6 protein-coding genes are annotated in these 12,071 nt (G+C 66.5%); 5 read left to right on the top strand and 1 reads right to left on the bottom strand.

Annotated elements, in window-relative coordinates; translation table 11 throughout:
- Position 1 precedes the first annotated feature (1 nt).
- The 5 genes from GN331_RS00215 (at position 2) to GN331_RS00195 (ending at position 11,108) form a co-directional block, all read left to right on the top strand.
- The gene (locus tag GN331_RS00215) at positions 2 to 3,142 is read left to right on the top strand and encodes an efflux RND transporter permease subunit (protein ID WP_156639402.1); all 3,141 of its coding nucleotides are present in this window, start codon (positions 2 to 4) and stop codon (positions 3,140 to 3,142) included.
- Complete coding sequence (locus GN331_RS00210) at positions 3,139 to 4,032, top strand: TrmH family RNA methyltransferase (protein ID WP_425489251.1); 894 nt, start codon at positions 3,139 to 3,141, stop codon at positions 4,030 to 4,032. Before GN331_RS00215 ends, GN331_RS00210 begins: the two co-directional genes overlap by 4 nt.
- A gap of 555 nt (positions 4,033 to 4,587) precedes the next feature.
- Positions 4,588 to 5,646 carry a DNA topoisomerase IB gene (locus tag GN331_RS00205; RefSeq protein ID WP_156639401.1) on the top strand — a complete coding sequence of 353 codons (1,059 nt, stop codon included), beginning with the start codon at positions 4,588 to 4,590 and terminating at the stop codon, positions 5,644 to 5,646.
- A gap of 57 nt (positions 5,647 to 5,703) precedes the next feature.
- The gene (locus tag GN331_RS00200; RefSeq protein ID WP_156639400.1) at positions 5,704 to 9,441 is read left to right on the top strand and encodes an ATP-binding protein; all 3,738 of its coding nucleotides are present in this window, start codon (positions 5,704 to 5,706) and stop codon (positions 9,439 to 9,441) included.
- 23 nt (positions 9,442 to 9,464) lie between these two features.
- The gene (locus GN331_RS00195) at positions 9,465 to 11,108 is read left to right on the top strand and encodes an NAD+ synthase (protein WP_156639399.1); all 1,644 of its coding nucleotides are present in this window, start codon (positions 9,465 to 9,467) and stop codon (positions 11,106 to 11,108) included.
- A gap of 65 nt (positions 11,109 to 11,173) precedes the next feature.
- On the opposite strand, the gene GN331_RS00190 is transcribed toward GN331_RS00195, so the two are convergent.
- Positions 11,174 to 12,043: an outer membrane protein assembly factor BamD gene (locus GN331_RS00190; protein WP_425489250.1), complete on the bottom strand. Its 870-nt coding sequence runs from the start codon at positions 12,041 to 12,043 to the stop codon at positions 11,174 to 11,176.
- Positions 12,044 to 12,071: the final 28 nt, after the last annotated feature.

The raw sequence follows: 12,071 nt of genomic DNA, 5'->3' as shown, positions 1-12,071 counted from the left end.
CATGCGCCTGTCCGACATCTCGATCCAGCGCCCGGTCTTCGCGACCGTCATCAGCCTGTTGCTCATCGTGCTGGGCGTCATGGCGTTCACGCGCCTGACGCTGCGCGAACTGCCCGCCATCGATCCGCCCATCGTTTCGGTCGAAGTGAACTACACCGGCGCCTCGGCGCAGGTGGTCGAAACGCGCGTCACGCAGGTGCTGGAAGACGCGCTGTCGGGCATCGAAGGCGTCGAGACGATCCAGTCGAGCAGCGTCAACGGACGTTCGTCGGTCACCATCGAGTTCACGCTCTCGCGCGACATCGAAGGCGCGGCCAACGACGTACGCGGCGCGGTGAGCCGCGTGAGCAACCGCCTGCCGGAAGAAGCCGATCCGCCGCAGGTCAGCAAGGTCGAAAGCGATTCGGATCCGATCATCTGGCTCAACATGAGCTCGACGAACATGGATTCGTTGCAGCTGTCCGACTACGCCGAGCGGTACGTGGTCGACCGGTTGTCGAGCATCGATGGTGTCGCGCAGGTCCGCATCGGTGGCCAGCAGCGTTACGCGATGCGCGTGTGGCTCGATCGCGATGCGCTCGCCGCGCGTGCGCTGACCGTCGAGGATGTCGAAAACGCGCTGCAGCAGGAGAACGTCGAACTGCCCGCCGGCCGCATCGAATCGGCCGAGCGCGGCTTCACGCTGCGCGTCGCCCGCGATTACCAGAAGCCCGAAGACTTCGCGCAGATCCCGCTCGGCAAGGGCCCGGATGGTTACGTCGTGCGCCTGGGCGATGTGGCGAAGGTCGAACTCGCCTCCGCCGAACGTCGCGCGTACTACCACTCCAATGGCGAGAACAACATCGGTCTGGGCGTTGCGCGCACATCGACGGCGAACGCGCTCGATGTCGCACGCGCCGTGCGTGCGGAAGCAGAACGCATCGCGCCGTCGCTCCCGCAGGGCACGAAGATCTTCGTCGCCTTCGACACGACGACCTTCATCGACGCCTCGGTCGAGCGCGTCTACCACACGCTGATCGAAGCAGTCGTGCTGGTGCTGATCGTGATCTGGATCTTCCTCGGCAGCGTGCGTGCCGCGTTGATCCCCGCGGTCACGGTGCCGGTGTGTTTGATCGCCGCGTTCCTGCCGCTGTACCTGTTCGGTTATTCGATCAACCTGCTGACGTTGCTCGCGTTGGTGTTGTGTATCGGCCTGGTCGTCGACGATGCGATCGTGGTGCTGGAAAACATCCAGCGTCGCGCGGACCTCGGCGAACCCAAGCTCGTGGCAGCCGCGCGCGGTACGCGACAGGTCGCCTTCGCGGTGATCGCGACGACCGCGGTGCTGGTCGCGGTGTTCCTGCCGATCGGTTTCATGGAAGGCAACACGGGTCGCTTGTTCCGCGAGTTGTCGGTCGCGCTGGCGGGTGCCGTCGCGTTGTCGGCGTTCGTCGCGCTGACGCTCACGCCGATGTTGTCGTCCAAGCTGGTGCGGCCGCATTCGGAAGAGAAGGGCAACCCGGTGCATCGCTGGGTGAACAAGCGCCTGGACTGGGTGACCATGCGTTACAAGCGCTTCCTCGAAGGCAACGTCGAGCGGCCGATGTTCTTCGGCCTGATCATGCTCGTCGCGCTCGGCGCCAGCTTCGCTCTGTTCAAGATCGTTCCGTCCGAACTCGCGCCGCCGGAAGATCGCGGCAGCTTCAACGTCACGCTCACCGGTCCTGAAGGTGCGGGTTACGACTACACCGTGCAGCAGGTGCAGCAGGCCGAGAAGCTCATCGCGCCGGAAATCGGTCACGGCCCGATCGAACGCGCCAACGCGCGCGTGCCCGGCGGCTTCGGCGCGAGCGAGGAGATGCACACCGCGCGCTTCAGCGTGTTCCTGAAGGATTGGTCGCAGCGCAGCGAAGACACGGCCAACGTCGCGCAGGACCTGAAGAAGAAGCTCGACACGATGCCCGGCATGCGGATTTCCACGCAGGTCAGTGGTGGTCTGGTGCGCACGCGCGGGCAGCCGGTGCAGATCGTGCTCGGCGGTCCGGATTACGCGGAACTGGCGAAGTGGCGCGATCGTTTGCTCGAACGCATCGAGCAGAACCCGGGCCTCGTCGGCGCCGACAGCGACTACAAGGAAACGCGCCCGCAGATGCGCGTGCAGATCGATCGCCAGCGTGCGTCGGATCTGGGCGTGAGCGTCGAATCCATCGGCCATGCGCTGGAAACGATGATGGGGTCGCGGCGCGTCACGACCTTCGTGCGCGGCGGCGAGGAATACGACGTCGTCGTGCAGGCGAACAAGACCGGCCGCGCCACGCCTGCCGATCTGGCGGCCATCCAGGTGCGCGCGCGCGACGGCGCCTTGATTCCCTTGTCGAACCTCGTGACCTTGCAGGACGTCGCCGAGGCGGGTTCGCTCAATCGCTTCAACCGCCTGCGTGCGGTGACGATCAGCATGGGCCTGGCGCCCGGCTATCGCATGGGCGATGCGATCACCTGGCTCAACCAGGTCGTCGCACAGGAATTGCCGGAGCAGGCGCAGATCGACTGGAAGGGCGAGTCGCGCGAGTACCAGCAGGCGGGCGGCGCGGTATTGCTGACCTTCGCGCTGGCCTTGCTCGTCGTGTATCTCGTGCTCGCGGCGCAGTTCGAAAGCTTCATCCATCCTTTCGTGATCATGCTGACCGTGCCGCTGGGCGTGCTCGGCGCGCTGATCGGGTTGTGGGTGACGGGCGGCACGCTCAATCTCTTCAGTCAGATCGGCATCGTCATGCTCGTGGGCCTGGCGGCGAAGAACGGCATCCTGATCGTCGAGTTCGCCAATCAGTTGCGCGATGAAGGGCGCAGCGTGCACCAGGCGATCGTCGAATCCTCGGGCGTGCGCCTGCGTCCGATCCTGATGACCTCGATCGCCACGATGGTCGGCGCGTTGCCGCTGGTGCTCGCCGGCGGTCCCGGTTCGGCGAGCCGTGCGACCATCGGCGTCGTGGTGATCTTCGGCGTCGGTTTCTCGACGCTGCTGTCCCTGTTCGTCGTGCCGGCGTTCTATGCGCTGCTCGCGCCCTACACGCGCTCGCCCGAAGCGGTCGCGCACGAGTTGAAGGAACTGGAAGCCACCGTTCGCCCGGTGGGCGACACGCATCCGGCCGAGGAGGCCTCGTGAGCGAACGCGAATCGCCGTGGAAGTCGCGCGGTCCCAAGCGGCCGGCGCAAGACGCGCGCCCGCCGCGCGAGGCGCGTGAGCCGGCGCGCGAGCAGCGTCCGGTGCATCGCGAGGAAGCGCCGTCGGAAGAACATCAGCACGCGCGGGAACATCGCGAAACCGAGTTGCGCCTGTACGGGGTGAACGCGGTGAAGGCCGCGTTCCATCGCCGGCCGGAAGCTTTGCGCAAGTTGTATCTGGTGCAGGACCGTATTCCGCAGTTGCAGCCGATGTTGCGTTGGTGCGTGGCGCATCGCGTCGGGTATCGGGTGGTCGAGGACGAGGGCGACTTGCGTCGTCTTGCGGGCAGCGAGCATCACGAGGGCGTGGTCGCGGACATGCTGCGCGAGCCGCAGCAGACGCTGACGACGTGGCTGCATCATTTGCCGGCGGGTCCGGTGTGTGCGTTGTGGTTGGATGGCGTCGGCAATCCGCACAACGTCGGCGCGATTTTGCGTTCGGCCGCGCATTTCGGTGTGTCGGCGATTCTGTTGCCGAAGCATTCGACGTTCGCGTTGTCGGGTGCGGCGGTGCGCGTGGCCGAGGGCGGGGCGGAAGCCGTTCCGTTCGTGCGGTTGGGGCGCGATGACAATTCGTTGGCGCAGTTGCGGGGGGCGGGGTTTGCGCTCGCTGCGACTGTGGTGCGTGGTGGGGTGCCTTTGTTCGAGACGGCGCTGCCGCAACGCTTGGTGTACGTCATCGGGGCGGAAGGTGAGGGGATGTCTTCTTCGCTCGCCGAGTTGTGCGATCTGCGCGTTTCGATTCCTGGTAGTGGGAAGGTTGAGAGTTTGAACGTTGCGGCTGCTACTGCGGTGTTGTTGGCTGAGTGGGGGCGGGGGGTGCGTAGGTAGTTGCGTCGTTTTTTTTTGGGGCGGGGCCACCAGAGGGGCGCAGTGGCGCGCCGTATTGGAGGCCACATTGCTCCGCAAGAGCTCAAGCTCCGCAATGTGGCCTCCAACACGACGTCCACTGCGCGCTACTCGTTGGGTTGCTCGACAGCTTGGTGGTGATGGGGGCGTCGCTTGTTGATGGGTGCGCGCCTACAGCCAGCACACCCGATGGGCGGTGCCTTGCCCGTCGAGGACATCTCGGAGCCGAGCTCCGGTCGCGCGTTCTCCTCGATGTCCTCTCTCGGGCATCGGCACCTTCGCGGCGATCTGTCAGAAGGGCAGCGCGCTCCGCCCTAAAAGATCGGCCAGTGCGAAGCTTGCTTCGCACCCACCAATGAAAGCTCGAGCGTGTTGCCCTGATCGAAGCGACCCGCAAGGTGATGCCCCAGCGTTGATGGTTTCAAATTTTTTTCCCAAAAAATATTTGGAACCATCGACGTTCGGGCGGCGCGCCAATGATGGTCGAGCACCCGGAACCTAACAAAGGCTTGACGCCAAACCCCCCAGCCTGCGTCGATGCCCAACGTCGACCCGAACGCGAAATCCGCTGCCGAAGGTGGCCTGACCTACGTTTGCGATGCCGATGCAGGCATTCGGCGCAAGCGTGCAGGGAAGTCTTTCGCTTACCTCGATTCGAGAGGGCGCAACGTTCGCGACAAGGCAACGCTCGAGCGGATTCGCAAGCTCGCCGTTCCGCCTGCGTGGACCGATGTCTGGATCTGCGCCCGGCCCAGCGGTCACATCCAGGCGACCGGTCGCGATGCGCGTGGGCGGAAGCAGTATCGCTATCACGCGCGATGGTCGCAGGTGCGGGGGAGCGAGAAGTTCGACCACATCGTGGCGTTCGGTAAAGCCCTTCCCAAGCTGAGGCGCGCGTTGCGCCGCGATCTCGCGCTCGATGGGCTTCCGCGCGAGAAGGTGGCCGCGATTGTTGTTGCTCTGCTTGGTGGCACGCTCGTGCGCGTGGGGAACGACGAGTATGCCGAGACCAACAACTCTTTCGGCCTGACCACGCTGCGCAATCGCCATATCGAATTCATCAAGGGTGGGCGCGCGCGCATCGCGTTCCGTGGCAAGGCGGGGAAGGATCACGAGATCGTGCTCGACGACGCGCGGCTCACTCGGCTGGTGCGTCGCATCCAGCAATTGCCGGGGCAGCAGTTGTTCCAGTACGAAGACGACGACGGGAAGCCGCAGCCGGTCGACTCGGGCACGGTCAACGACTACCTGCGCGAGGCGATGGGGGAGGACTTCACCGCGAAGGACTTCCGCACGTGGGGCGGGACGATGTCGGCGTTGCGCCTGCTCGCCGACCAGGCGGTGCCCCTGAAGGACAACGGGTCCGTCAACCAGCGCGTGGCGAACGCGCTTTGCAACACCGTCGTCGATCGCGTGGCCAAGCGCCTGGGAAACACGCCCGCGGTCTGTCGCAAGTCGTATATCGACCCGAGTGTGTTCGTCGCCTGGGAGGACGGGCGCTTGCAGCGCGCCTGCGCCAATGCGCGCGGGCCGCGGCAATGGGAACAGGCCGGATTGCGGGTCCTGCGCGCCGCGCATCGCTCCAACGGCGCGTGAAGAGCGGCTCCACGCGATTGGTGTCAGCATCGCGCGCGCTCAGGGGGAAGTAGACGCATGGCGGCACGGCACGACGATGATCTGTTTGCGGGCGGCGGGGAAACCGGCGCGCTGATGCGCGGCATCGATTGGGCGGCGACCCCGCTCGGCCCCGTCGACCAATGGCCCCGCAGCCTGCGCACCTGCGTGCGCGTGTTGTTGACCTCGCGCCAGCCGATGTTCGTCTGGTGGGGCGACGCGCTCATCAATCTCTACAACGACGCGTATCGCAGCATCCTCGGCGGCAAGCATCCGCAGTCGATGGGCATTCCCGCGGCCGAGGTGTGGAGCGAAATCTGGGACGCCATCGCGCCGCGCGTGTCGTCCGCGATCGAAGGCAACACCGGCACCTACGATGAAGCGCTGCTGCTGATCATGGAGCGCAACGGGTATCCGGAAGAAACGTACTACACGTTCTCCTACAGCCCGGTGCCCGACGACGACGGGCGCACGAACGGGATCTTCTGCGCGAACACCGACGACACGCAGCGCATCGTGGGCGAACGCCAGATGGCCTTGCTGCGCGAACTGGCCGCGCGCACCGGCGATGCACGCACCGTCGACGACGCTTGCGACCTGAGCACGCAGGCGATCGAAACCGATACGCGCGACATGCCCTTCGCCATGCTGTTCGAAGCCGACGCCGACGACGAACATGCGCGCCTGTGCAGCGCCGCCGGCCTCGAAGAGGGCCATCCCGCCGCGCCGGTGATGTGCCCGCTCGACGGATCGATCTGGCCGCTCGCCGATGCGCTGCGAACGCATGCGCCGCAGGTCGTCGATTGCTCGACGCTGCCCTGCACGCTGCCCACCGGCGCATGGGATGTGCCGCCGCGGCAGGCGATCGTCCTGTCCGTGCCGCATACCGGCAGCGCGAGCCGCAACGTGTGGCTGGTCGTGGGTTTGAGTCCGTATCGCCTGCTCGACCCGGGCTACCAATCCTTCCTGCACATGGTCGCCGGGCAGGTTGGCGCGAACATCTCGAATGCGCAGGCCTACGAAGAGGAGCGCCGCCGTGCGCTTGCGCTCGCCGAACTCGATCGCGCGAAGACCGCGTTCTTCAGCAACATCAGCCACGAATTCCGCACGCCGCTCACGCTGCTGCTCGCGCCGGTCGAAGAAGCGCTGTGCGATACGCAAGCCCTGGTCGGCGAAGACCTCGCTTCGGTGCATCGCAATGCGCAGCGCCTGCTGCGCCTGGTGAACGCGTTGCTCGACTTCTCGCGCATCGAAGCCGGGCGCGTGCAGGCGCGCTACGTGCCGGTCGCGCTCGGACCGTTCACCGCGGAGCTGGCGAGCATGTTCCGCTCGGCGACCGAGAAGGCGGGCCTGCGTCTGGACGTCGACGTTCCCGCGTTGTCGTCGCCGGTCCACGTCGACCGCGAGATGTGGGAGAAGATCGTCCTCAACCTGTTGTCGAACGCGTTCAAGTTCACCTTCGACGGTGGCATTCGCGTCGCGCTGCGCGAGTTGGAACACGATGTCGAACTCGTCGTCGAAGACACCGGCATCGGTATCGCGCCGGAAGAACTCCCGCGCTTGTTCGAGCGTTTCCACCGCGTGCAGGATGCGCAGGCGCGCACGCACGAAGGCTCCGGCATCGGCCTTGCGATGGTGCTGGAACTGGTGAAGATGCACGGCGGCCGCATCGAGGCCGACAGCACGCCCGGCGCCGGCACGCGTTTCACCGTGACGATCCCGCGCGGCACCGCGCACCTGGCGCCCGACAGGATCGGCGAGACCGAGGTGGAGGCAACGCCCGGCACGGCCGCCACGAGTTACGTGCAGGAAGCCGAGCGCTGGCTGGACAGGACCGGCATCGCGGCGCAGCACGCGCCGTCCGACGCCAACGTCCGCGGCACGATCCTGCTCGCCGACGACAACGCCGACATGCGCGACTACGTGCGGCGCCTGCTCGAAGGCGACGGTTACGCGGTGCATGCGGTCGGCAACGGCAATGAAGCCCTGGAGGCCATCGGCGCATCGCAGCCCGACCTCGTGCTGACCGACGTGATGATGCCGGGCCTGGATGGTTTCGGCCTGACCGCCGCCTTGCGCGCCGATCCCCGCACGCGCGGCCTGCCCATCGTGATGTTGTCCGCGCGCGCCGGCGAAGACGCGCGTGCCGAGGGCGTCGAAGGCGGCGCCGACGATTACCTCGTCAAGCCGTTCTCGGCGAAGGAATTGCTGGCGCGCGTGTCGCTGCAGATCGAACGTGCGCAGCGCCGCGCGGAAATCGAACGACAGCGCGGTGCGTTGCGTGAGCTGTTCGAGCAAGCGCCGGCATGCATTGCATTGCTGCGCGGGCCTTCGCAGGTGTTCGAACTGGCCAACCCGCTCTACATGAAGCTGTTCGGCGACCGCGACATCGTCGGCAAGCCGATTCGCGAAGCCTTGCCGGAGCTCGAGGGCCAGCCCTTCTTCGACTTGCTGGACCAGGTGCGCCGCACCGGCGTGCCTTACGTCGGCACCGAATCCAGCGTCTACATGGACGCGACCAACACCGGCCGCATCGAAGAGCACGTTTTCAATTTCCTGTACCAGCCGATCCGCGACGTGGAAACCGGCAGCGTCGACGCGATCTTGGTATTCGCCTATCAGGTCACCGAGACGGTGCTGGCGCGGCGTCGTGTCGAATCGCTGATGCAGCAACTCACGATCGCCGACCAGCGCAAGGACGAGTTCCTCGCGATGCTCGCGCACGAGTTGCGCAATCCACTCGCGCCGGTGCGCAACGCCATCGCGCTGTTGCAGGCGCATGAAGCACCGGATGAACGCACGCGCTATCTGCTCGATGTCCTGCAGCGCCAGACGGGCAACCTCGGTCGCCTGGTCAACGATCTGCTCGACGTTTCGCGCATCACGCGCGGCCTCATCGAACTCGACCGCGCGCGCGTGGATCTGCGCAGCATCGTCGACCGCGCGATGGAAAGCGTGCAGGTCGCGATGGAAGAGAAGCAGCACGATGTCGTGTGCATCGTCCCCGGTCGGCCGGTGGTCGTCGACGGCGATCCGGTGCGCCTGGAGCAGGTGCTGGTCAACCTGATGACCAACGCCGGCAAGTACACCGATCCGAACGGCCGCATCGTGGTCGAGCTGCGCCTGCGCGAGCAGATCGCCGAACTGTGCGTGCGCGACAACGGCATCGGCATGACGCCCGACACGATCGCGAATGTGTTCGATCTCTTCAGCCAGGCCGAGCGCGGCCTGGATCGCGCGCAGGGCGGGCTGGGCATCGGGCTCACCGTCGTGCGCAGCCTCGTCGAGTTGCACGGCGGCGCGGTGGAAGCGCGCAGCGCGGGCCTGGGCGAGGGCGCGGAGTTCATCGTGACCTTGCCGCTGGCGATGGCGATGGCGGAATCGCCGTCGGGTGCAGCGCGTTCGCAACGTGCGCCCATTCGCGTCAAGCGCGTGCTGGTGGTCGACGACAACATCGACGCGGCGAAGACCCTCGCGCACCTGCTCACCGACTTCGGCCACGACGTGCAGGTGGCGCACGACGGCGACGCCGCGCTCGCCCTCGCGCAGGTGCACACGCCGGAACTGGTGCTGCTCGACATCGGGCTGCCCGGGATGAACGGTTACGAGGTGGTGCGGCGCTTGCGCGAAGACCCGCGCACGCGCGAGGCCAAGGTGGTGGCCGTGACCGGGTACGGGCAGGGTGCCGACCGCCAGCGCGCGCTGGCGGCGGGCTTCGACCAGCACCTGGTGAAGCCCGTGGCCACCGACGCGCTGCAGGCCCTGTTCGCCGCGTAACGCCGGTTCGATAGACTGCGCGCATGACGCTCCGCATCGCGCTCGCGCAGTTCGACTTCCCGGTGGGCGCGGTGACCGCGAACGCCGACCGCATCTCCGCCCTGATCGCCGAGGCGCGGGACCTCCACGGTGCCGACATCGTGTTGTTCCCCGAACTCGCCGTCAGCGGCTATCCGCCCGAAGATCTACTGCTGCGGCCGCGCTTCCTCGCCGATTGCGAAGCGGCGATCGTGCGCATCGCGCAGGCCGCGACGGGCATCGTCGCCGTCGTCGGCTGGCCACAGTCGGCCGGCGCGGTCGTCTACAACGCCGCGAGCGTGTTGCGCGACGGCGTGGTCGAGCAGACCTATCGCAAGCGCGAGTTGCCCAACTACGCGGTGTTCGACGAGCGCCGCTATTTCGATGTCGATCCCGATGGCGAGCCGTGCGTGTTCGAAATCGACGGCACGCGCGTGGGCGTGGTGATCTGCGAAGACCTGTGGTTCCCCGAACCGCTGGCGCGCACGGTGGAAGCCGGCGCGCAACTCGTGCTGGTGCCCAACGCTTCGCCGTTCGAACGCGACAAGCACGCGCAACGCGACGCGCTGATCGCCGATCGCGTGCGCGAATCCGGTTGCGCGTTGGCCTACCTCAACGTTGTCGGCGGGCAGGACGCGGTGGTGTTCGACGGCGCGTCGGTCATCGCCGATGGCGACGGCCACGTGCATCCGGCGGCGCGCGCGTTCGAGGATCATTGGCTCGTCGCGGAGTTCGACGGCGGCACGCGCAAGTTCGTGCCGGTGTCGTGGCCGGTCGAAGACGAGGAAAGCCGCGATGCGCTCGCCTGGCGCGCGATCGTGCGCGGCATCCGCGATTACTGCGGCAAGAACGGCTTCCGCAAGGTGTGGCTCGGATTGTCGGGCGGCATCGATTCGGCGATGGTGCTCGCGCTCGCGGTCGACGCGCTCGGTCCGGAGAACGTCACCGCGGTGCGGCTGCCGTCGCGCTACACCGCGGACATGTCGAACGATCTGGCGGCCGAACAATGCGCCGCGCTCGGCGTGAAGCTGGAAGCGGTGTCGATCGAGAAACCGTTCGAAGGCTTCCTCGAAGCGCTCGCGCCGTTGTTCGACGGCAAGCCGGTGGATGTCACCGAAGAGAACCTGCAGTCGCGCAGCCGCGGCGTACTTCTCATGGCGCTGGCGAACAAGCTCGGCGGCCTGTTGCTCACGACCGGCAACAAGAGCGAGTACGCGGTGGGTTACGCGACGATCTACGGCGACATGTGCGGCGGCTACGCGCCGATCAAGGATCTGTACAAGACCGAAGTCTTCGCGCTCGCGCGCTGGCGCAATGCCGCCAGCGGTTCGGCGCCCAACGGCGGCATGGTGATTCCGCCCGCCGTGATCGAACGCCCGCCCTCGGCGGAACTGCGCGAAAACCAGAAGGACCAGGATTCGTTGCCGCCGTACGACGTGCTCGACGCGATCCTGATGCGCCACGTCGACCTGGAGCAATCGCCGGAAGAAATCATTGCGGCCGGTTTCAGCGCGGAGACGGTCGAGCGCGTCGTGCGCCTGGTCCGCATCAGCGAATGGAAGCGCCACCAGGCGGCGCCGGGGCCTAAGGTCTCGCGTCGCGCCTTCGGTCGCGAACGCCGCTATCCGATCACGAACGGATACGGCTGACGCCGGCGAGGGCTGAAACAAAAACGGCGCCCGAAGGCGCCGTTTTTTTGTGCGTCGCGAAGACCTCAGTCCTCGTCGTGCTCCGCGCCCGACTTCTCGCCCGAGAACGGGTTGAGGCGGCGGAACGTCGACGGGTAATCCGGCCAATCGCCCGAGAAATACGGGTGGTCGGGATCGTTCGCCTGCAGCACGCGCTTGGCGTCGGCGGCGAGCGCATCGTTGCCGATGTGTTCGTAACCCACGATCAGCGCGGCGACCGCGTCGTCCTGCGACGAGCTCTGCGGGTAGGTTTCCAGCAGGTACTTGGCGCGCGTGATCGCGGCGACGTCCGCGCCGCGGCGCAGGTAATACACGGCGGTGTCGAGTTCGTGCTTGGCGAACAGGTTGCGCAGCGAAATCATGCGCTGCGCGGCATCGGCGGCGTAGCGGCTGTTCGGATAGCGCTCGACCACGATCGAGAAATCGTTGTACGCCTGCATCGGCGTGCTGAGATCGCGGTTGGAGGTCTGCAGCGAGAACACGCGCGCCAGGAAGATCGCGTTGCGCGTGGCGTTGGACAGGCCGCGCAGGTAATAGAAGTAGGCGATGTTCTTGTGCGTGGGGTAGGTGCGGATGAAGCGGTCGATGGTCGACACCGCATCGTCGTGCTTGCCCGACTTGAACTCGGCATACGCCATTTCCATCAGCGCCTGCTCGGTGTACGGCCCGTACGGGTACTGGGCGATGAGGCGCTGCCAGGTTTCCGTGGCGCTGGCCCAGCGCTCTTCGCGCATTTGCTCGTGCGCCTTGTCGTACAGCGCCTCGACCGGCTGGCCCTCGTTGGCGTCCTTCTTCTTCCAGAGCTTGCTGATCGAGCCGCAGCCCGACATCGACAGCACCAGGGCCGCGAGCAGGAGGAGGAGGAGGGGGCGGCGCAGCATGGAACGTGGGGTCATGGGCGGGACGCAGGTTCGTGAGGGGCGC

The organism is Noviluteimonas gilva, assembly GCF_009740395.1.
GTDB classification, from domain to species: Bacteria; Pseudomonadota; Gammaproteobacteria; order Xanthomonadales; family Xanthomonadaceae; genus Noviluteimonas; species Noviluteimonas gilva.
Note: the sequence above shows the minus strand (reverse complement) of the source record. Positions and strands in the feature narration are given on the sequence as shown.

Bases quoted from the DNA above. Each gene is read 5' to 3' on its own strand.
- GN331_RS00215 (WP_156639402.1), top strand. From the start codon at position 2: ATGCGCCTGTCCGACATCTCGATCCAGCGCCCGGTCTTCGCGACCGTC.
- GN331_RS00205 (WP_156639401.1), top strand. From the start codon at position 4,588: ATGCCCAACGTCGACCCGAACGCGAAATCCGCTGCCGAAGGTGGCCTG.
- GN331_RS00200 (WP_156639400.1), top strand. From the start codon at position 5,704: ATGGCGGCACGGCACGACGATGATCTGTTTGCGGGCGGCGGGGAAACC.
- GN331_RS00195 (WP_156639399.1), top strand. From the start codon at position 9,465: ATGACGCTCCGCATCGCGCTCGCGCAGTTCGACTTCCCGGTGGGCGCG.
- GN331_RS00190 (WP_425489250.1), bottom strand. From the start codon at position 12,043: ATGACCCCACGTTCCATGCTGCGCCGCCCCCTCCTCCTCCTCCTGCTC.